Annotated in this window: 17 protein-coding genes; 7 read left to right on the top strand and 10 right to left on the bottom strand. The window is 67.1% G+C overall.

Annotated features, from left to right (window positions below; translation table 11 throughout):
• Nucleotides 1-2 precede the first annotated feature (2 nt).
• On the bottom strand, nucleotides 3-3,518 hold the full coding sequence (gene dnaE / locus C6Y53_RS16010; RefSeq protein WP_106473354.1) for a DNA polymerase III subunit alpha: 3,516 nt from the start codon (nucleotides 3,516-3,518) through the stop codon (nucleotides 3-5).
• Nucleotides 3,519-3,871: 353 nt separating this feature from the next.
• Between dnaE and xdhA the strand changes: the two genes are divergently transcribed.
• From xdhA to C6Y53_RS15975, 7 genes are all read left to right on the top strand, one after another.
• The gene (gene xdhA / locus C6Y53_RS16005) at nucleotides 3,872-5,278 is read left to right on the top strand and encodes a xanthine dehydrogenase small subunit (protein ID WP_106473353.1); all 1,407 of its coding nucleotides are present in this window, start codon (nucleotides 3,872-3,874) and stop codon (nucleotides 5,276-5,278) included.
• On the top strand, nucleotides 5,275-7,617 hold the full coding sequence (xdhB, locus tag C6Y53_RS16000) for a xanthine dehydrogenase molybdopterin binding subunit (protein ID WP_106473352.1): 2,343 nt from the start codon (nucleotides 5,275-5,277) through the stop codon (nucleotides 7,615-7,617). The genes xdhA and xdhB overlap by 4 nt, the downstream gene beginning before the upstream one ends.
• On the top strand, nucleotides 7,607-8,557 hold the full coding sequence (gene xdhC, locus C6Y53_RS15995; RefSeq protein ID WP_106473351.1) for a xanthine dehydrogenase accessory protein XdhC: 951 nt from the start codon (nucleotides 7,607-7,609) through the stop codon (nucleotides 8,555-8,557). The genes xdhB and xdhC overlap by 11 nt, the downstream gene beginning before the upstream one ends.
• Nucleotides 8,554-10,071, top strand: coding sequence for an ABC transporter ATP-binding protein (locus C6Y53_RS15990; RefSeq protein ID WP_106473350.1), 1,518 nt, complete (start codon nucleotides 8,554-8,556; stop codon nucleotides 10,069-10,071). The genes xdhC and C6Y53_RS15990 overlap by 4 nt, the downstream gene beginning before the upstream one ends.
• A 72-nt stretch (nucleotides 10,072-10,143) precedes the next feature.
• Nucleotides 10,144-11,226, top strand: coding sequence for an ABC transporter permease (locus tag C6Y53_RS15985; protein ID WP_106473349.1), 1,083 nt, complete (start codon nucleotides 10,144-10,146; stop codon nucleotides 11,224-11,226).
• Nucleotide 11,227: 1 nt separating this feature from the next.
• Nucleotides 11,228-12,148, top strand: coding sequence for an ABC transporter permease (locus C6Y53_RS15980; RefSeq protein WP_106473348.1), 921 nt, complete (start codon nucleotides 11,228-11,230; stop codon nucleotides 12,146-12,148).
• Nucleotides 12,149-12,180: 32 nt separating this feature from the next.
• Entirely contained in the window at nucleotides 12,181-13,254 is a 1,074-nt protein-coding gene (locus C6Y53_RS15975) for a BMP family ABC transporter substrate-binding protein (RefSeq protein ID WP_106473347.1), read from the top strand.
• Nucleotides 13,255-13,359: 105 nt separating this feature from the next.
• Here C6Y53_RS15975 and C6Y53_RS15970 read toward each other — a convergent pair whose 3' ends face one another.
• From C6Y53_RS15970 to C6Y53_RS15930, 9 genes are all read right to left on the bottom strand, one after another.
• Nucleotides 13,360-14,139, bottom strand: coding sequence for an enoyl-CoA hydratase-related protein (locus C6Y53_RS15970; protein WP_106473346.1), 780 nt, complete (start codon nucleotides 14,137-14,139; stop codon nucleotides 13,360-13,362).
• A 72-nt stretch (nucleotides 14,140-14,211) separates the two neighbouring features.
• Nucleotides 14,212-14,694 carry a cytochrome c-type biogenesis protein gene (locus C6Y53_RS15965; RefSeq protein ID WP_106473345.1) on the bottom strand — a complete coding sequence of 161 codons (483 nt, stop codon included), beginning with the start codon at nucleotides 14,692-14,694 and terminating at the stop codon, nucleotides 14,212-14,214.
• The gene (locus tag C6Y53_RS15960) at nucleotides 14,691-16,658 is read right to left on the bottom strand and encodes a heme lyase CcmF/NrfE family subunit (RefSeq protein WP_106473344.1); all 1,968 of its coding nucleotides are present in this window, start codon (nucleotides 16,656-16,658) and stop codon (nucleotides 14,691-14,693) included. Before C6Y53_RS15960 ends, C6Y53_RS15965 begins: the two co-directional genes overlap by 4 nt.
• Nucleotides 16,659-16,737: 79 nt before the next feature.
• The gene (locus tag C6Y53_RS15955) at nucleotides 16,738-17,382 is read right to left on the bottom strand and encodes a holin family protein (protein WP_106473343.1); all 645 of its coding nucleotides are present in this window, start codon (nucleotides 17,380-17,382) and stop codon (nucleotides 16,738-16,740) included.
• Nucleotides 17,373-17,984, bottom strand: coding sequence for a holin-associated N-acetylmuramidase (locus tag C6Y53_RS15950; RefSeq protein ID WP_106473342.1), 612 nt, complete (start codon nucleotides 17,982-17,984; stop codon nucleotides 17,373-17,375). The genes C6Y53_RS15955 and C6Y53_RS15950 overlap by 10 nt, the downstream gene beginning before the upstream one ends.
• A 139-nt stretch (nucleotides 17,985-18,123) precedes the next feature.
• Nucleotides 18,124-18,570: a cytochrome c maturation protein CcmE gene (gene ccmE / locus C6Y53_RS15945; RefSeq protein WP_106473341.1), complete on the bottom strand. Its 447-nt coding sequence runs from the start codon at nucleotides 18,568-18,570 to the stop codon at nucleotides 18,124-18,126.
• 24 nt (nucleotides 18,571-18,594) lie between these two features.
• Nucleotides 18,595-19,623, bottom strand: a complete 1,029-nt coding sequence (argC, locus tag C6Y53_RS15940) for an N-acetyl-gamma-glutamyl-phosphate reductase (RefSeq protein WP_106473340.1) — start codon at nucleotides 19,621-19,623, stop codon at nucleotides 18,595-18,597.
• 59 nt (nucleotides 19,624-19,682) lie between these two features.
• Nucleotides 19,683-20,495 (bottom strand): glutamate racemase, encoded by an 813-nt coding sequence (locus C6Y53_RS15935; RefSeq protein ID WP_106473339.1) that lies wholly within the window; start codon nucleotides 20,493-20,495, stop codon nucleotides 19,683-19,685.
• A 22-nt stretch (nucleotides 20,496-20,517) separates the two neighbouring features.
• Nucleotides 20,518-21,396, bottom strand: coding sequence for a lysophospholipid acyltransferase family protein (locus tag C6Y53_RS15930; protein WP_106473338.1), 879 nt, complete (start codon nucleotides 21,394-21,396; stop codon nucleotides 20,518-20,520).
• Nucleotides 21,397-21,458 lie beyond the last annotated feature (62 nt).

Below are 21,458 nucleotides of genomic sequence, written 5' to 3'. Positions count from 1 at the left end.
GGCTAAAGTTCTTCCACTTCCAGCACGCCCTCGAGGCTGCGGATCGCGCCCTTGATCCGCGGGCCGACCGGGAAATCGCGCCCGGCGTCGATCTCGACCTCGCCGGGCAGGTCCGGGTCCATCAGGCAGAACACCACCGGCCCGCGCCCGCCGTTTTTCGCGGCGGCGGCATCCTCGAGCACCCGTGCCACGGTCTCGAGCGCATCCGGCTGCGCCAGATAGACCATCAGCCCCGTTGATTCGCCCTGCGCCACCACGCTGTCGATCGGCGCGACAGACCGCGCCAGCAGCCGCAGCTTGTCCGCCTCCATCGTCGCCTCGACCGTGATCACCACCTGGGTGCCGGTTTCCAGGTGCTCGCGGCAGTTTTCGAGCGCCTCTGAAAACAGCATCACCTCATAGGCGCCGGTCGGGTCGGACAGCTGCGCAAAGCCGAACCTGTTGCCACGCGCGTTCTTGCGTTCCTGCCGGCCCGCCACCACGCCGGCCATCTTGGCCACCAGCGGCCCCTGCCGCGCCCGTTCGATCAGGTCGTCCAGCATCAGCACGTCGCGGCGTTTCAGCGACACCCGGTAATCGTCCAGCGGATGGCCCGACAGGTAGAACCCGATCGCCTTGTGTTCCTCGGCCAGCCGTTCGGCGGGCAGCCAGTCCGGGCTCTGCGACAGGCGCGGTTCGGGCAGATCGTCGCCCGCCTCGCCAAACAGCGACACCTGCGCCGAGCCGCGCTGTTCGTGAATCGCCGCCGACCACGCCACCAGCGCATCGAGGCTCTCCAGAACGCGGCGCCGGTTGCGGTCAAGCTCGTCGAACGCGCCCGCGCGGGCCATCATTTCCAGCGGCCGCTTGCCGATCCGTTTCAGGTCCACCCGGCGGGCGAAATCGAACAGGTTGACGAAAGGCGCATCGCCCCGCCCCTCGACCACCAGCCGCATCGCGTCGCTGCCCACGTTCTTGAGCGCGCCCAGCCCATAGACGAGCGCGCCGTCCACCACGTCGAAGCCCGCCTGGCTGCGGTTCACGCAGGGCGGCACCCAGGGCAGGTTCATGCCCTTGCGCAGCTCCTCGAAATAGATCGCCAGCTTGTCGGTGAGATGGATATCGCAATTCATCACCCCGGCCATGAATTCGACCGGCTGGTTCGCCTTCAGCCAGGCGGTCTGATAGCTGACCACCGCATAGGCCGCCGCGTGCGACTTGTTGAATCCGTAATTGGCAAACTTCTCCAGCAGGTCGAACACTTCCGAGGCCTTGGCCTTGTCGACCCCGTTCTCCATCGCGCCCTTTTCGAATTTCGGGCGTTCCTTGGCCATTTCCTCGGCGATCTTCTTGCCCATCGCCCGGCGCAGCAGGTCGGCGCCGCCCAGCGAATAGCCGGCCATCACCTGCGCGATCTGCATCACCTGTTCCTGGTAGACGATGATGCCCTGGGTTTCCTCGAGGATATGGTCGATCAGCGGATGAACCGACGAGATGTCGCGCTTGCCGTTCTTGACCTCGCAATAGGTCGGAATGTTCTCCATCGGGCCGGGACGGTAGAGCGCCACCAGCGCCACGATATCCTCGATGCAGGTGGGACGCATGCGCTTGAGCGCGTCCATCATGCCGGTGGATTCCACCTGGAACACCGCCACCGTCCGGGCCTGCGCATACAGCCGATAGGTCGCCGCGTCATCCAGCGGGATGGCGTTGATCTCGTTCTCGGCCCCCTCGGGCGGATCGTAGAGCCGGGTGCCGTCGGCGGCCTCGTGCAGGCCACGCCCCGTCTTGCGGATCAGGTCGACCGCGTTCTGGATCACGGTCAGGGTCTTGAGGCCGAGAAAGTCGAACTTCACCAGCCCCGCCTGTTCGACCCATTTCATGTTGAACTGGGTGGCCGGCATGTCCGATCGCGGATCGCGGTAGAGCGGCACCAGCTCGTCCAGCGGCCGGTCGCCGATCACCACCCCGGCGGCATGGGTCGAGGCGTTGCGCAACAGCCCCTCGACCTGCTGGCCATAGCGCAGCAGCCGCTCGACCACCTCTTCGTTGCGGGCCTCCTCGCGCAGGCGCGGCTCATCCGCGAGCGCCTGTTCGATACTCACCGGCTTCACCCCCTCGACCGGGATCAGCTTGGAAAGCCGGTCCACCTGGCCATAGGGCATCTGCAGCACCCGGCCCACGTCGCGCACCGCCGCCTTGGACAGCAGCGCGCCGAAGGTGATGATCTGCCCGACCCGGTCGCGGCCGTATTTCTCCTGCACATAGCGGATCACCTCTTCGCGGCGGTCCATGCAGAAATCGATGTCGAAATCGGGCATCGACACCCGTTCGGGGTTCAGGAACCGTTCGAACAGCAGGCTGTAGCGCAACGGGTCAAGGTCGGTGATCGTCAACGCATAGGCGACCAGGCTGCCCGCGCCCGACCCCCGCCCCGGCCCCACCGGAATATCGTGATCCTTGGCCCATTTGATGAAATCGGCCACGATCAGGAAATAGCCGGGGAACCCCATGCCCTCGATGATGCCGAGCTCGAAATCCAGCCGCTCCTGATAGGCCTCGGGCGTGACCGCATGCGGGATCACGGCCAGCCGCGCCTGCAGCCCCGCATTGGCCTGGCGGCGCAGTTCCTCGACCTCGTCATCGGCAAATTTCGGCAGGATCGGCGCCCGCCGGCTGGCCATGAAGGCGCAGCGGCGCGCGATCTCGACCGTGTTCTCGATCGCCTCGGGCAGATCGGCAAACAGCGTCGCCATTTCCTGCGGCGACTTGAAGTAATGCTGCGCGGTCAGGCGCCGGCGTTCGGCCTGCTGATCCACATAGGCCCCGTCCGAGATGCAGATCAGCGCATCATGCGCCTCATACATCTCGGGTCCGGGGAAATAGACATCATTGGTCGCAACAAGCGGCAGCCCGCGCGCATAGGCGATCTCGACGTGACCGCGTTCGGTCAGCCGTTCGGCGCGCGGCGCGCCGTTCTCGCCGGGATGGCGCTGCAACTCGATATAGAGCCGGTCGGGATAGATCGACGCCAGCCGATCCACCAGCGCCTCGGCCGCCTCGCGCTGGCCCGCCTGCAACAGCCGCCCCACCGGCCCGTCCGGCCCGCCGCTGAGACAGATCAGCCCGGCGCCGTGATCGTGCAGCTGCGCCAGCGTCACCTGCGGCACCTGCGCATCCCCTTCCCCGTCCCCATCCCCGCCCAGATACAGGCAGGAATTCAGCTTCATCAGGTTCTCATACCCGGCCTCGGACTGGGCCAGCAGCACCAGCGGCGCCGGCGGCGCGGCCCGCTCGCCCGGCCGCTGGTCCTGGGCGGCGAGATCGACCTGGCAACCCAGGATCGGCTGGATCCCGGCGCCGCTGGCGGCCACCGAAAACTCCAGCGCGGAAAACATGTTGTTGGTATCGGTCACCGCCACCGCCGGCATCCCGTGACGGCGGCAGATGGCAGGCAGCGCCTTCAGCCGCACGGCCCCTTCGAGCAGCGAATATTCGGTATGGACACGCAGGTGAATGAATCGGGGATCGCTGCTCATGCCCGCAGGCTAGCCCAGCCGCCGGCGCGGCGAAAGCGCCAAGACAGACCACGACGGGCCACGACAGACCCGATCACCGGCCACCCCATTCTTCGGAAAAATGCGAAAGACCTTTCTGCCGATGCGAACAACCAACGGCAGATAACCTGTTGGCCCGAGGTCACTTCACCTGTTGCATGGCTGCCATGCCGGACGCGCATGACGCCACGATGCCGCAGCGCAGAACAGCTTTTTCTTGCCAGCACGCACCCGGCTTACCTAACCTTGTCGCCACCAAGACCCGTACCCGTTTTCTACGTCGCATCGAAGACGGGCCCGAGGGAACAACCAGGTAACGCGACGGGTTTCACGAGATGGACATCACGTTTCTTCTGAACGGAGAGACAGTGGCGCTGACCGGGGTCTCACCCACGACGACCCTGCTCGACTGGCTGCGCGAGGACCGCGGCCTGACCGGCACCAAGGAAGGCTGCAACGAGGGCGACTGCGGCGCCTGCACCGTCATGGTGACGGATGCCGACGGCATCCGGGCGCTCAACGCCTGCATCCTGTTCCTGCCGCAATTACACGGCAAGGCGCTGCGCACGGTCGAAGGCGTCGGCACCGCCGATGACGGCCTGCACCCGGTGCAACAGGCGATGATCGACCACCATGGCAGCCAATGCGGGTTCTGCACACCGGGTTTCGTGATGTCGATGGTCGCCGCCCATGCCTGCGGCGCCACCGATCACGACACCCGGCTTGCCGGCAACCTGTGCCGCTGCACCGGCTACGCCCCGATCATCCGCGCCGCCCGCGCCGCCGAACCGGCCCCGGTGCCGGGCTGGGTCGACCGGGACCGGTCCTTCCTCTTGCCGGAAATATCCCGGGGGGAGGGCGCAGCCCGGGGGGCAGAGCCCCCCTGCCACGGCGCCCTGCCGCGCAGCGCCGACGACCTGGCCGAGATCTATGCCGCCCACCCCGACGCCACCCTGGTGGCCGGCGCCACCGATGTGGGGCTCTGGGTCACCAAACAGCTGCACGATCTCGATCCGGTGATCTTTCTCGGCGGCTGCGACGACCTGAAACGGATCGACATCACCGCCGACAGGGTGCGGTTCGGCGCGATGGTGGACATGAACCGCATGGGGGCGGCGCTGGCCGGTCTGCACCCTTCCTATGCTGAGATGATCCGCCGCTATGCCAGCGTGCAGGTGCGCCACGCCGCCACCGTCGGCGGCAACATCGCCAACGGCTCGCCCATCGGGGACAATCCCCCGGCGCTGATCGCGCTCGGGGCCAGCCTGCACCTGCGCCGGGGCGATGCCCGGCGCGACCTGCCGCTCGAGGATTATTTTCTCGACTATGGCAAACAGGACCGGCAACCCGGCGAATTCGTCGAGGCGGTCAGCTTTCCGCGCCAGCCCGACCGGCTGAAATGCTACAAGCTGTCGAAACGGTTCGACCAGGATATCTCGGCCGTCTGCGGCTGTTTCTGCATCGCCGTCGAAGACGGCACCGTGCGCGAGGCGCGGATCGCCTTCGGCGGCATGGCCGGCATTCCCAAACGCGCCACCGCCGTCGAGGCGGCGCTGCGCGGCCGGCCCTGGGGCGCGGACACCATCGCCGCCGCCCTGCCCGCCTTCGGCGCGGATTTCACCCCGCTCAGCGACATGCGCGCCTCGGCCGCCTACCGGCTGGACGGCGCCCGCGCGATGCTGGAACGGTATTTCGCCGAGGACCGGGGCGAAACCACCAATGTTCTGGAGGTCGGGTCATGAGCGTCGCCAAACCCCTGCCCCATGATGCGGCCCCCCTGCATGTCACCGGCGCCGCGCGCTATGTCGATGACATTCCGACCCCGCGCGGCACGCTGCACCTGGCCTTTGGCCTCGCCACCATCGCGCGGGGCCGGATTGCCGCGCTCGACCTCGACGAGGTCCGGCAGGCCGCGGGCGTCGTCGCGGTTCTGACCGCCGGCGACCTGCCCTTTGCCAATGACGTGTCACCGTCGATCCACGACGAACCGCTGCTGTCGGACGGCACGATCCACTACTTGGGCCAACCGGTTTTCCTGGTGGTGGCGCAGAGCCATCTCGCCGCGCGCAGGGCCGCACGGCTGGGCCGGGTGGCCTATGACGAGGAAACCCCGATCCTGACCGTGGAACAGGCGCTGGCCGCGGATGCCCGGTTCGAGGATGGCCCGCGCATCTATGAAAAGGGCGATGCGGCCGCGGCCATCGCCGGGGCCGACCATGTGATCGAGGGCCGGTTCGAGATCGGCGGGCAGGAACATTTCTACCTCGAGGGCCAGGCCGCGCTGGCGCTGCCGCAGGAAGGCGGCGACATGCTGGTGCACAGCTCGACCCAGCACCCGACCGAGATCCAGCACAAGGTCGCCGAGGCGATCGGCGTGCCGATGCATGGGGTCCGGGTCGAGATCCGGCGCATGGGCGGCGGCTTTGGCGGCAAGGAAAGCCAGGGCAACGCGCTGGCGGTGGGCTGCGCGGTGGCGGCCCGCGCGACCGGGCGGCCCTGCAAGATGCGCTATGACCGCGACGACGACATGGTGATCACCGGCAAGCGCCACGCCTTCCGCATCGATTATCGCGCCGGGTTCGGCGCGGATGGCCGGATCGCCGGGGTCGAGTTCACCCATTATGCGATCTGCGGCTGGGCGCAGGACCTGTCGCTGCCGGTGGCCGACCGGGCGATGCTGCATGCCGACAACGCCTATCTTCTGCCGGCGGCGCGGATCGTCAGCCACCGGCTGAGGACCAACACACAGAGCGCCACCGCCTTTCGCGGTTTCGGCGGGCCGCAGGGCATGGTCGGGATCGAACGGGTCATGGATCACGCCGCGCATGTGCTGGGGCTCGACCCGGCCGAGCTGCGGCGGCGGAATTACTATGCGGCCCCGGACCGGGGGGGCTCTGCCCCCCGGGCTGCGCCCTCCCCCCGGGATATTTCCGGCAAGAGGAAGGACAACAGCACGCCCTACGGGATGGAGGTCGAGGATTTCGAGCTGCATGGCATGACCGGGGCGCTGCTGGCATCGTCGGATTATGCGGCGCGGCGGGCGGCAGTGGCGGCGTGGAACGCGGAAAACCGTTTGATCAAGAAGGGCATCGCATTTTCGCCGGTGAAGTTCGGGATTTCCTTCACGCTCACGCATCTGAACCAGGCCGGGGCGCTGGTGCATGTCTATCAGGACGGGTCGGTGCATCTGAACCATGGCGGCACCGAGATGGGCCAGGGGCTGTTCCAGAAGGTGGCGCAGGTGGCGGCCAGCCGCTTTGGCATTCCGCCCGGCGCGGTGAAGATCACCGCCACCGATACCGCCAAGGTGCCCAACAGCTCGGCCACCGCGGCCTCGTCGGGCAGCGATCTGAACGGCATGGCCGTCCGGGCCGCCTGTGACACCATCCGCGACCGGATCGCCGCTTTTCTGGCCGAACGGCACCAGGCCGAGCCCGGATCGGTGCGGTTCGCGGACGGGCAGGTGGAGGTGGGCGAGGCGCGGTACGGTTTCGCCGACGCGGCGAAGCTGGCCTATGAGGGCCGGGTCAGCCTGTCGGCCACCGGGTTCTACAAGACGCCGAAAGTGGCCTGGGACCGGATCCGGGGCCATGGGCGGCCCTTCTACTATTTTGCCTATGGCGCGGCGGTGACCGAGGTGGCGGTGGACACGCTGACCGGCGAGAACCGGATCCTGCGCGCCGATATCCTGCATGACGCGGGCGCCTCGCTGAACCCGGCGCTGGATATCGGCCAGGTCGAGGGCGGCTATGTCCAGGGCGCGGGCTGGCTGACCACCGAGGAGCTGGTCTGGGACGGCAAGGGGCGGCTGACGACCCACGCCCCGTCCACCTACAAGATCCCCGCCTGTTCGGATCGTCCCGGTATTTTCAACGTGGCCCTGTGGGACGGGCACAACCGCGAAGACACCATCTACAGGTCCAAGGCGGTGGGCGAGCCGCCATTGATGCTGGGGATTTCCGCCTGGCTGGCGCTGTCGCACGCGGTGTCGGCCTGCGGCGACGCCTATCCGGCGCTGAACGCCCCCGCCACGGCCGAGGAAATCTGGCACGCGGTCCGGAGGGCGCGGGATGGGATTTGACCTCGATGCCCTGCGCGCGGCGGTCGCCGCCCATGGCCGCGTCACCCGCGTGGTGATCGCCGAGGTCAGGGGATCGTCGCCGCGCGAGGTCGGCACGGCGATGTTGGTCTGGCCCGAACCGGACGGGGTCGGGCAATCCGGCACGATCGGAGGCGGCACGCTGGAACATGCCGCGACCGGGGCCGCCCGGCGGCAGAGGGCCGCGCGGGTGCTGAGCCGCCATGCGCTGGGCCCCGACCTGGGCCAGTGCTGTGGCGGGGCGGTGACGCTGCTCAGCGAGGTTTTCGACGCCGGAACCCTGGCGGTGCTGGATGGCGAGGTGATCGCCCGGCCCGCGGGCGGCGATACCGCGATGCCGCTGGCGGTCAGGCGGCTGCTGGCCGCCGCGCGGGCGCAGGGCGTGCCGCCGGAGCCGCAGCTGGTCGAGGGCTGGATGGTCGAACCGGTGCATCGCCCGGCCCGGCCGGTCTGGATCTGGGGCGCGGGGCATGTGGGCCGGGCGCTGGTTGATGTGCTGGCCCCCCTGCCCGACATGGCCATCACCTGGGTCGATACCGGAGCCGAGCGTTTTCCGGCGGCGGTGCCCGCCGGTGTCACCACGGTGCCCGCCGCCGACCCGGCAAGGTTGGTCGCCCATGCGCCGGCGGATGCCGAACATCTGGTGCTGACCTATTCCCACGCGCTGGACCTGGAAATCTGCAACCGGCTGCTGGGCCACGAGTTCGCCTTTGCCGGGCTGATCGGGTCGGCCACGAAACGGGCGCGGTTCCGGTCCCGGCTGGCCGCGCTGGGGCATGGCCCCGAACGGATCGCGCGCATCACCTGCCCGATCGGCGATCCGACCCTGGGCAAGCACCCGCAGATGATCGCCGTCGGCGTCGCCGCACAGATGCTGCGCTCAGGACGCCATATTTCCAACGACAAGGAGCTGAGCGCGTGACCACACCGCTTCTGAGCATCAGGGGCCTGACCAAGGCCTATCCCGGTGTCGTGGCCAATGATACCGTGTCCTTTGACATCGGCCAGGGCGAGATCCACGCGCTGCTGGGCGAGAACGGCGCCGGGAAATCCACCCTGGTCAAGATGATCTATGGGCTGGTGAGCCCCGACAGCGGCAGCATGACGCTCAATGGCCGGCCCTTTGCCCCGCCCGAGCCGCGCGCCGCCCGCGCCGATGGCATTGCCATGGTGTTCCAGCATTTTTCGCTGTTCGACGCGCTCAACGTGGCCGAGAATATCGCGCTGGGCATGGAGAAACCGCCCGCCATGGGCGATCTGTCCGCGCGGATCCGCGAGGTGAGCGAAACCTACGGGCTGCCGCTCGATCCCTATCGCACGGTGGGCGACCTGTCGGCGGGCGAGCGCCAAAGGGTCGAGATCATCCGTTGCCTGTTGCAGGAACCCAGGCTGCTGATCATGGACGAACCGACCTCGGTGCTGACGCCGCAGGAGGTGGATATCCTGTTCGAAACACTGCTGAAACTGCGCTCGGAGGGCACGTCGATCCTCTATATCTCGCACAAGCTGGAGGAAATCCGCACCCTGTGCGATCACGCCACCATCCTGCGGCTGGGCCGGAATGTCGGCGAATGCGTGCCGCGCGACACCACGGCGCGGGACATGGCGGAACTCATGGTCGGCTCGACCCTGCAGACCCCGAAACGCGACAGCCGCGAGTTCGGCGCGGTCGCGCTGGACATCTCGGGCCTGTCGGTGCCATCGCCGTCGGAATACGGCACCGCGCTCAGGAACGTGCATCTCGGCGTGCGCCGAGGCGAGATCCTGGGCATCGGCGGTGTCGCGGGCAACGGACAGGACGAATTGCTGGCGGTGCTGGCGGGCGAGATCCGCACCGCGCCGGACGCGGTCAAGCTGAACGGCCGGCCGGTCGGGCGGATGGGCCCGACCGAGCGCCGCCGGCTCGGCCTTCTGACCGCCCCCGAGGAACGGCTGGGCCACGCTGCCGCACCCGACATGAGCCTGACCGAGAACGCGCTGCTGACCGGGTCGGTGCGCGAGAACCTGGCCCGCGGCGGGTTTCTGAAATGGCGTGACACCCGTGCCTTTGCGGAGCGCATAATCTCAGCCTTCGACGTGCGCACGCCGGGCCCCGACAACGCGGCGCGATCGCTGTCGGGGGGCAACCTGCAGAAATTCGTGATCGGCCGCGAGGTGCTGCAGCGCCCGGAGGTTCTGGTGGTGAACCAGCCGACCTGGGGCGTCGACGCCGCCGCCGCCGCCGCGATCCGGCAGGCGCTGCTCGATCTCGCCGCGGGGGGTGCGGCGGTGATCTGCATCAGCCAGGATCTCGACGAGTTGATGGAGATCTCAGACAGTTTCGCCGCGCTGAACGAGGGCCGGCTGAGCGCCCCGCGCGAGGCCTCGGGACTGAGCGTGGACGAGATCGGCCTGATGATGGGCGGCGCGCATGGCATGGAGGTGGCGCATGTCTGAGGCGGGTAGAAAGAGAGTTTTCATGCCTTCGGCGAGGATATTTCGGGCAAGAGGAAGCCGGGGGTGGAGCGCATGATCGTGCTGGAGAAGAGACCGCAGCCGTCGCGGGCCTGGTCCGTGGCGACGCCGCTGGTGGCGGTGCTGGCGACGATGATCGCGGGCGGGCTGCTGTTCGCGGCGCTGGGCAAGAACCCGGTCGAGGCGATCCGCACGATTTTCTGGGAACCGCTGTTCGGCGAGTTCGCGTTTTTCTATCGCCCGCAGCTGCTGGTGAAGGGGGCGCCGCTGGTGCTGATCGCGATCGGCCTGTCGCTGGGGTTCCGCGCCGGGATCTGGAATATCGGCGCCGAGGGGCAGTACATCATCGGCGCGCTGACCGGGGCCGGTATCGGGCTGGCCTTCTACCCGATGGAGGGCTGGTTTATCTTTCCGCTGATGGTGCTGGGCGGTGCTTTTGGGGGCTGGGCCTGGGCGACGATCCCCGCGGTGCTGAAGGTGCGGTTCGGGACCAACGAGATCCTCGTGTCGCTGATGCTGGTCTATGTGGCCGAACAGCTGCTGGCCTCGATGTCGCTGGGATTGCTGAAGAACCCCGAGGGGTTCGGGTTTCCCGGCTCGCGGAACCTGCAATCCTATGACAGCGCGCATAACGCCGAGCTGATCGCCGGATCGGGCATGCACTGGGGCGTGGTGGTAGCGCTGATCGCGGTGATCTTTGCCTATGTGCTGCTGAACCGGCACATGACCGGGTTTCACATCCGCCTGACCGGCGAGGCGCCGCGCGCGGCGCGCTTTGCCGGGGTCAGCCCGTCGCGGCTGATCCTGTTCTGCCTCGGGATGTCGGGGGCACTGGCCGGGCTGGCGGGACTGTTCGAGGTGGCGGGCCCGGCGGGACAGGTCACCATCGATTTCAACGTGGGCTACGGCTTTACCGCGATCATCGTCGCCTTTCTCGGCCGGCTGCACCCGGTGGGTATCCTGCTGGCGGGTGGATTGATGGCGCTGACCTATATCGGCGGCGAGATCGCGCAATCCAATCTCGGCCTTCCGGCCGCCGCGATCCAGGTGTTCCAGGGCATGTTGCTGTTCTTTCTGCTGGCGTTCGATCTGCTGACCAATTACCGCCTGCGGGCGGCCGCAAGCGAGGTGGCCTGAGATGGACCTGACCGCGATCAACCCCGTCCTGCTCATCGCATCGCTGATGGTGGCGGCCACGCCGATCCTGCTGGCCGCGGTGGGCGAGCTGGTGGTGGAGAAGGCCGGCGTGCTGAACCTGGGCGTCGAGGGCATGATGATCACCGGCGCCATCTGCGGATTTTCCATCGCCGTGGAAACCGGATCGCCGCTGCTGGGCTTTGTCGCCGCGGCGGTGGGCGGTGCCGTGCTGTCGCTGCTGTTTGTCCTGCTGACCCAGGTGGCGCTGGCCAACCAGGTCGCCTCGGGGCTGGCGCTGACCCTGTTCGGGCTGGGCCTGAGCGCGCTGATGGGCCAGGGCTATGTCGGCATCAAGCCGCCGCCGATGAGCCGGCTCGACATCCCGGTGCTGAGCGATCTTCCGGCGGTCGGTCCGATCCTGTTCAGCCACGACATCGTACTCTATTTCGGGATCGCGCTGGTCGCCGCGGTGTGGTGGATGCTGAAGTATTCGCGGGTCGGGCTGGTGCTGCGCGCGGTCGGCGAGAACCACGACGCCGCCCATGCGCTGGGCTACAAGGTGATCCGCATCCGCATCGCCGCGATCCTGTTCGGCGGCGCCTGCGCCGGTCTCGGCGGGGCCTATATCAGCCTGATCCGCGTGCCCCAGTGGACCGAGGGCATGACCGCCGGCGTCGGCTGGATCGCGCTGGCGCTGGTGGTGTTCGCGAGCTGGAAACCCTGGCGGGTGCTGCTGGGGGCCTACCTGTTCGGCGGCATCACCGTGCTGCAGCTGAACCTGCAGGCGGCGGGCGTTGCCATTCCCGTCGAATATCTGGCAATGTCGCCCTATCTCGTCACCATCCTCGTGCTGGTGATCCTTTCCGCGGACAAGAGCAGCGCACCCGCGTCTCTGGGCCGCATTTTCCATGCCTCCCACTAGGGGGCGGACGACAGACCAACAGGGAGTCCTACATGAAACCAATCAAGATTCTGGCGGGCGCCGCGATGGCGTTCGGGCTCGCAACCACGGCGATCGCCGAGGACAAGACCAAGGTCGGTTTTGTTTATGTCGGACCGGTCGGCGATGGCGGCTGGACCTACGAACACGACCAGGCCCGCAAGGCGGTCGAGGCCGAGTTCGGCGACAAGGTGGAAACCGTCTATGTCGAAAGCGTCGCCGAAGGGCCGGACGCGGAACGGGTGATCACCGACATGGCGCTGAAAGGGGCCGACCTGATCTTTACCACCTCGTTCGGCTACATGGATCAGACCATCAACGTGGCCAAGAAATTCCCCGACGTGAAATTCGAACACGCCACCGGCTACAAGACCGCTGAGAACGTGTCGGTCTATTCCGCCCGCTTCTACGAAGGCCGCGCGGTCCAGGGCACCATCGCCGGCCGCATGACCAAATCGAACATCGTCGGCTATATCGGGTCCTACCCGATCCCCGAGGTGATCCGGGGCATGAACAGCGCCTATATCCACGCCAGGAAGGTCAACCCGGATGTCCAGTTCAAGATCGTCTGGGCCTTTACCTGGTTCGACCCGGCCAAGGAGGCGGACGCCGCCAAGGTCCTGATCGAACAGGGCGCGGATGTCATCCTGCAGCACACCGATTCGACCGCGCCGCAGGCCGCCGCCCAGGCCGCCGGTGACGTGATCACCTTTGGCCAGGCATCGGACATGGCGGAATATGCCCCGAAACCGCGGGTCAGCTCGATCATCGACAACTGGGCGCCCTACTACATCGAACGCACCCGCGCGGTGATGGATGGCAGCTGGGCAAGCTCCAACCGCTGGGACGGCATCGGTGCCGGCATGGTCGGCATCGGCGAGATCTCCGACGCCGTTCCGGCCGAGATCAAGGACGAAGCGCTGGCGCTGAAAGCCGCGATCGCCGATGGCAGCTATCATCCGTTCACCGGTCCGCTGAAAAAGCAGGACGGGTCGGACTGGCTGGCCGAGGGCGAAACCGCCGATGACGGGACCCTGGCGGGGATGAACTTCTTTGTCGAAGGCATCGAAGGCGACATCCCGCAGTAACCTGCCGGGACTGCGAATCAGAAGGCCCCGCCATGTGGCGGGGCCTTTTTTTGTTTCTCGCCTTGGCCCGGGCAGCGCGTCCCGACCGCGTCCCCGCCTGTCGGCCTAGCGGCCCTCGAACCTGGCCGGACGCTTTTCGAGAAAGGCCAGCACGCCTTCCTGGAAATCGCGGCTGCTGCCCAGCCCGCCCTGCAGATGCGCCTCGACATCCAGCTGCTCGGGCAGCGTCTTGCCGAAACTGCCGCGGATCGCCTGTTTCACCGCCTGATAGGCCCGGGTCGGCCCGTTGGCCAGCTGGGCCGCGCGCTTGCGCCAATGATCGGCAAACGCGTCATCGGCCACCGCTTCCCAGATCAGCCCCCAGTCATCGGCCTGCCGGGCGGGGATCCTGTCGGCGAACAGGGCCATGCCCATCGCCTTGGCCTGCCCCATCTTGTGCGGCATGAACCAGGTGCCGCCCGCGTCCGGCATCAGGCCGATCCGGGTAAAGGCCTGCAGGAAATAGGCGCTTTCGGTCGCGATCACCACATCCGCCGCCAGCGCCAGGTTGGCCCCGGCCCCGGCCGCGGGTCCGTTCACCGCCGAGATCGTCGGCACGCTGCAATCGCAGATCGCCTGCAGCATCGGGTTATATTCGTCGCGCAGGCTGCGCTCCATGTCGATGCCGCCTTCGCCGCCGCCGGTATCGCTGAGGTCCTGCCCGGTGCAGAAGGCCCCGCCCGCCCCGGTCAGCACGATCACCCGCGCCTGTTTTTCCGCGACGCCGAACGCGTGCGGTATCTCGGCGCGCATCTGGGTTGTGAGCGCGTTCATCTTTTCCGGCCGGTTCAGCGTCAGAACCGCAACGCCATCGGCAATCTCAAGTGTAATCGTCTGATAGTCCATGCGGCCTTCTCCCCGTGTGCGACATCCGGCACACTGCCGCAGGCGGCGCGGAGGGGAAAGCGGAACGATGCGTCAATCGTCGAGAATGTCGCGCAAACGGGCCTGTTCCTCGTCGCTCAGCGCGGTTTCGCTGCGCGGTGCGGCCTGCGCCCGATTGCGCAGATACCCCCACGCCGAGCCCACAGCCAGAATCAGCATCAACGGCCCCGCCGCCCAGAGCAGCCAGTTCGACCCCGTGGTGGTGGGGTTCAACAGCACATATTCGCCATAGCGATCGACCACATAATCGACGACCTGTTCGTTGCTGTCGCCGGCAACCAGCCGGTCCCGCACCAGCAACCGCAGGTCGCGGGCCAGGTCCGCATTGCTTTCGTCGATGCTCTCGTTGCGGCAGACGAGACAGCGCAGATCCTGGCTGATGTCGCGGGCCCGCGCCTCGAGCGCGGGATCGTCGAGTATCTCGTCGGGCTGCACCGCCATCACCGGCCCCGCCAACAGACACAGCACTAGCGCCAGCGACACCCGGCGCCGCAGCGGCAGGCACGTGGCCGTCATTCCGCGGGCACCCCGGCGGGGGTTACCTTGCGCGCACCCGCGGCGACCCGGAACCGGCGGTCGGTCAGGCTCAGCAATCCGCCCAGCGCCATCAGGATCGCGCCGCCCCAGATCCAGTTCGCGAACGGTTTGATATAGGTGCGCATCGTCCACGAGCCGTCATTCTGAATGTCACCCAGGACGACATAGACATCGCGCAGGAACCGGTAATCGATCGCCGCCTCGGTGGTCGGCATCCGCGCCACGGGATAGTCGCGTTTTTCCGGGTGCAGCATCGCGACCGGCCGCCCGTCCCGTTCCAGCCGCACCATGCCCATGGTCGAGACATAGTTCGGCCCCTGCACCTGCTTCACGCCGTCCAGCGTCAGCGTGTAGACGCCGACATCGTAGCTCTCTCCGATCCGCACCACGCGGATATCCTCGGTTTCCCAGGCCATCAGGCCGGCGATGGCAAAGATCGTCACCCCCAGCCCCATATGCGCAACCGCCTTGCCCCAATCGGCACGCGGCAGGCGGCGCAACCGGCCGATGCGATCGCCGACACGGCCCGTGCGCACCCACAGGTCCGTCAGCGCACCGAATACCACCCAGGCCCCGATCAGCAGGCCCACCGCCCCCAGGGCGCTGCGCCCGGTCTGCATCGCCCAGGCCAGCGCCGCCAGCGCCACCGCCAGCGCGGCGGCCGGACGCAGCTGCCGCGCCACCCGGCCCAGCTTGCCACGTTTCCACGGCAGCATCGCCCCCAGCGGCAGGATCAGCCCGATCAGCACCATGAACGGGGTAAAGGCGGTCTCGAAGAACGGCGGCCCCACGCTCAGCTTCCTGCCAAAGGCCATCTCGGCGATCACCGGCCAGAGCGTGCCGATGAAGACCACGAAACACCCCACCGCCAGCAGCACGTTGTTGGCCAGAATCGCGCTTTCCCGGCTGACCATCGCAAACACCCCGCGGGCCTCCAGCGCCGATGCCCGCATCGCGAACAGGGTGAGCGCGCCGCCCACGAAGACCGCCAGGATGATCAGGATGAACAACCCGCGCTCGGGATCGTTGGCAAAGGCATGCACCGAGGTCAGCAACCCGGACCGCACGATGAATGTGCCGATCAGCGAAAACCCGAACGCCAGGATCGCCAGCAACATGGTCCAGCTTTTCAGGCTCTCGCGCTTTTCCACCACGATGGCCGAATGCAGCAGCGCGGCGGCCAGCAGCCACGGCATGAACGACGCGTTCTCGACCGGGTCCCAGAACCAGAACCCGCCCCAGCCCAGTTCGTAATAAGCCCACCACGACCCCAGCGCGATGCCGACGGTCAGGAACATCCATGCCGCCAGCGTCCACGGCCGGACCCAACGTCCCCAGGCCGCGTCGACGCGGCCTTCGATCAGGGCGGCCACGGCAAAGGAAAACGCCATGCTCAGCCCGACATAGCCGAGGTAGAGAAACGGGGGATGGAACGCGAGTCCCGGATCCTGGAGCAGCGGGTTCAGGTCATTGCCGTCGAACGGGGGCACCGCCAGCCGCAGGAACGGGTTCGAGGTGAACAGTATGAAGGCAAAGAACGCCACCGCGATCGCCGCCTGCACCGCCAGCACGCGGGCCTTCAGCGTCGGTGGCAGGCCGCCCCCGAACCACGCCGCCAGCGCCCCGAACAGGGCCACGATCAGCACCCACAGCAACATGGAGCCTTCGTGATTCCCCCATGTGCCTGTGATCTTGTAGAGCATCGGCTTGGCCGAATGGCTGTTCATCGCCACCAGCTGCAGCGAGAAATCCGAGGTGACGAAGGCCCAGGTCAGCGCCCCGAAGGCAAAGGCGGTCAGCAGAAACTGCATGCCGGCTGCCGGTTCCGCCACGGCCATCCAGCCCGACCAGCGCCGGTGCGCACCGACGAGCGGCACCACCATCTGCACGATAGCAGTCAGAAAGGCGAGGATCAGGGCAAAGTGGCCAAGTTCGGTAATCATGCCGCCCTGTATAAAACCATGGCGGGCGGCGTCCAATCACAAACGTCGCCCCGCCCGGTTCACATTGTCGCGCCATCGTTCAGGCGCGGGTGCGCAGCGCCTTCCAGTCGTCGAGGGGGCGGTTGGCATCGGGATCGGTCGCCGCCCCCTCGCGTCCCTTGGCAATCACCGCGCCATTGCCGCCGGTTTCCGGCTCCGGTTCGGCGGCCACCGCATCGACAGGCTCAGGCTCCCCGTCGCGCTCGTCCCCCCCGGACCTGCGCAGCGTGCCAAGCTCCCGCATCCTGTCGGCAACCTCCGGAGCCCGTGCCGCGACCGCCGCCAGTTCGCGCCGGAACGCCTGCGACTTGATCTGGTGACGGGCACCGAAATAGAACGACACGATCACCCCCAGCAGCCACCACAGCGGTTCGGGCACCAGCGCGATCCCCTGCATGCGCGACGCGAACCAGACCGGATCGACCATCGCCGCCACGAACAGCGCCAGCGTGCCCAGCGCCAGCGCCGGGCGCGGCAGCCGGTTCAACCCATCCACGAAACGATCGAATGCCCCCGGCCCGGGGCGGTCGAACTCCGCCGCAAACTGCGACACGGCCTGCGCATGTGCCGCTACGGCGCGTTGTGCGCCGGCCTCGGCATTCTCGCGGAACACCTCCGCGGTTTCGCGCACGATGTTGCGACCGCCCCCGAACAGCATCCCGATCACGCCGCCTATCATCCCCATGTCACCACCCGTTGGCTGAACTCCGGTCCGGTCATGTGATAGCGCGGCGACAGGAATTCCTCGGCGCGGCGGATCCAGCCGCCCTTGCCGCCCGCACGCGTGCGGGCGTATTTCCGCGACGCCGGTCGCGCATCCGCCAGCTTGAAGTAATAGTTGCGCCGCGCCACCCCATAGGCATCCCGCAGCAACAGCGGATCGGGCCGGGCCGCATCCCCGGCCGCGGCGATGGTCTGCGGCCCGATCGCACCGTCCACCGCAACGGCATAGCCCATCGCGCCCAGCAGGCGCTGCAGGATCTTCACCGCGTTCGCCCCGGCATTGACATACATGTCGAACAGGCTGGGCTGCAGCGCATCCGGCATCTCCGAGATCCGCGGCCGCTCATAGTAATGCGCCAGGAAGATCTCGACCGCGCGGGCGCGATCCAGCGCCTTGACATCCGCGGCCCCCACCTTGCCATCGCCGTCCAGATCCAGGCCGAGCCGGCGCATCGTGTGGACCGTCACGCCATGTTTCGTCGCCCCGCCGGGATCGTCGGGATCGTTCACATAGCCGCCTTCCCGGTCGACGATCCCTTCGGCGATCTGGCGAATATCCTGCATCGAACCTGCCTCCTGCTATTCGCGCAGCAGGCTGCCGTTTCGATCCTAATCCCATGACAACGGGGCGTGCGCATGACGCGCAACGCCCCCACTTCATCTTGCCAGATAAACTCCCGCCGGAGGCAGCCCCGAAGGGGCTTCAGCCTTCGCCCGGCTCCTGGTAAACGCCCTGCTCCTTGAGCGCGTCCAGCACTTCGCGCGGCATATAGGTCTCGTCGTGTTTCGCCAGTATTTCAGAGGCTTCAAAGACACCGTTCACATAGGTTCCGGTGCCGATCATACCCTGGTTCTCGGCAAACAGGTCGGGCAGAACCCCGGTAAAGACAACCGGCACCGAGGCACCGCCATCGGTGACCCTGAACTTCACCGCTTCACCCTGCCCGCGTTGCAGTGTGCCTTCCTCGACCAGCCCGCCGATGCGGAACACCTCCGTGGCTCCGGGCGGTTCTGCTATCACCTCGCTGGGCGAACGGAAGAAATTGATGCCATCGCGCATCGCATAGCCGATCAGCCCCGTCGCCACCGCCAGCGCCAGCGCGGCGACCACGATGACCTGGATACGGCGGCGTTTCTTCAGGCTTTTCATGGCATCCTCGCGGCGGATCTGGTGTCAGGGAAACAGCGGGGCCAGCATCAGCCCGGCGGTTTCCTCTTCACCTAGCATCAGGTTCGCATTCTGCAAGGCCTGGCCGCTGCTACCTTTTGTCAGGTTGTCCAGCGCCGCCACCACGATCGCCCGCCCGGCGATCCGATCGCCGGTCACCCCGATATGGCAGAAATTGGACCCGCGCACATGATGCGTGCTGGGCGTCTGGCCAAAAGGCAGCACCTGCAGGAACGGCTCATCCGCATAGGCCGCCGCCAGCGTCTCATGGACGGCCCGCGCCTCGCCCGACAGGTAGACCGTGGCCAGAATGCCCCGGTTCGCCGGCAACAGGTGCGGCGTGAACTGCACCTTCACCGGGCGCCCCGCGATGGCGCTGAACTCCTGGTCGAACTCACCCAGATGCCGGTGGGTCCCCCCCACCGCATAGGCGTTGTAGCCCTCGGACAGTTCCGCATGCAGCAGGTTTTCCTTCAGCGACCGGCCGGCGCCCGAAACCGCGCATTTCATGTCGATCACGATATCGTCCAACCCGATCACGCCCGCCGCGATCAGCGGGCGCAGCGCGAACTGTCCGGTCGCCGCATTGCAGCCGGTGCCGGCCACCAGCCGCGCGGCGGCGATCTCGTCGCGGTAGAATTCGGTCAGCCCATAGACCGCCTCGCCCTGGATCCCGACCGCCGCATGAGGGTTGCCATACCATTTCTCGTAGTCATCGGGGTCACGCAGACGGAAATCCGCCGACAGGTCCACGATCTTCAGATCGCGGGGCAGCGCGCGAATGACCTCCTGGCTGGTCTTGTGCGGCAGCGCACAGAAACACAGGTCGACAGCGGAAAAGTCGATCTCGGAGATCCGGACCAGCCCGGGCAGGTCGAGATGGGCGAGATGCGGGAACACGTCCCGCATCTGCATCCCGGCCTTGCGCTCGGCCGCCAGCGCGGCGATTTCCATGTTGGGGTGGGTTGCGATCAGCCGGACGAGTTCGGCGCCGGTGTAGCCGGATGCGCCCAGAATGGCGATTTTACGAGTCATGTCACGACCCCTTCAGAAACTGGATTGATGCATTACGAAAGAACGGCCCGCGGCGCAATTCACGCCGCCTGGAACTCGAGCCGTCGTCGCAGGAACCGGGTCGCGTTGTCACTGACCCGGCCCGGATCGCCGGTGGTCAGGTATTGATTGGCCTTGCCCGACCCGGTCATGCCGGGATAACGGGCGAGATAATCGGCCAGGCTCTCGGCCACGATCCCGGCCTGCGAATACACCCGCACATCCGGCCCCAGCGCGGCCTGAAAGACATCCTGCATCAGCGGGTAATGCGTGCATCCCAGCACCGCCGCCTGCGGGTGCGGCATCTTGCGCCTCAACGCCTCGACATGCGACCGCACCAGCGCCTCGGCCAGGATCATGTCGCCCTCCTCGATCGCATCCACCAGGCCGCCGCAGGCCTGCGCCTCGACATCGACGCCGATGGCGCGGAACGCCAGTTCGCGCTGGAACGCGCGGCTGGCCACGGTGGCCGGCGTGGCAAACAGGGCCACATGCTGGACCGCCACTTCGCGCGGCGGGGAATTGTCACCCCATTGCCGCTCGGTCAGCGCCTCGATCAGCGGCACGAACACGCCCAGCACCCGCTTGCCGGTGGGCACACCGGCCTCCTGCATCCGTCGCAGGGCGGCGGCGCTGGCGGTGTTGCAGGCCAGGACGACGAGATCGCAGCCGCGCGACCACATGTCGTGCACGGCCGCCTCGGTCAGGTGAAAGATGTCGTTGGCATCCCGCACGCCGTAAGGCGCATGCGCGTGATCGGCGTAATAGAGAAACGCCTGATCCGGCAGCCGCCCGGCCACCCCGTCCAGCACCGTCAGCCCGCCAAGGCCCGAATCGAAAATGCCAATTGCCATTCAACTGCCCCGTAACGCGCCGTCAGGCGCGGTGTTGTTCCTCGAATTCGTAACCGTAGCCATAGGACTTCAACGGTTTCGGGGACAGCTCATAGGTGACTTTGCGCAGGAAATCCATCATCGCCCTGGACTCGCCGGCCAGCGGCTCCAGGCGGTCGCGCCCGATCGGCTCGCCGATCACGACACGGACAGGCGCATCGACGCGTTTCCTGAACTCCTTGATCAGCAATCCCATGCGCAGCGTATAATGCAGGTGGCTGGCGATCTGGAACAGGCGCGACGTGTGCCCGTCGAAAAAGACCGGCACCACCGTGGCGTCGGACCTGGCCACCATGCGCGCGGTAAAGCCGCGCCAGCCGGGATCCATCGGCTGCGAAAACGGCGTGGCGGCGGTGCTCACCGTGCCGCCGGGGAAGACCCCGATCGCGCCGCCCCGGTCCAGATAGCCCAGCGCTGTCTTGCGGGTGTCGATGTTCAGGCGCACCGCCTCTTTTGTCTGGTCAAAGGAAATCGGCAGGATGACCCGGTTCAGATCCTCGGCCTTGCGAAACACCTGATGGGCGAGAATACGGAAATCGCCACGCGTGCGTGACAGGATATGCCCCATCATCAACCCGTCGAGAATGCCATAGGGATGATTGGCGATCAGGACCAGCGGCCCGGTCGCGGGGATGCTGGACAGGCTGCCCCCTACCACGTCGAGGCTGAGCCCGTAACGGTCGACCAGCACCGACCAGAAATCGCGGCCGTTTGCAACCTCGCTCTCATACCCGTCGGCACGCCGGATCAGCCGCAACCGTCCGGTGGTGTTTTCCATCAGCCGGATCATCGCGCGCCCACCCCGGGTTTCGGCAGAATGGGCATAGCTGATGTCGCGGACGACATGGCGGCGGGAGATCAACGGGCGGTCCTTTCCTCGCGGTCGCGCAAGACGTTCCACGACCCTACCACGGCGTCACGACA

Origin of the sequence: Pukyongiella litopenaei, from assembly GCF_003008555.2 — a bacterium.
Classification (GTDB): domain Bacteria; phylum Pseudomonadota; class Alphaproteobacteria; order Rhodobacterales; family Rhodobacteraceae; genus Pukyongiella; species Pukyongiella litopenaei.
The sequence above is the reverse complement of the archived record's forward strand: the minus strand, read 5'-3'. Positions and strand labels throughout refer to the sequence as shown.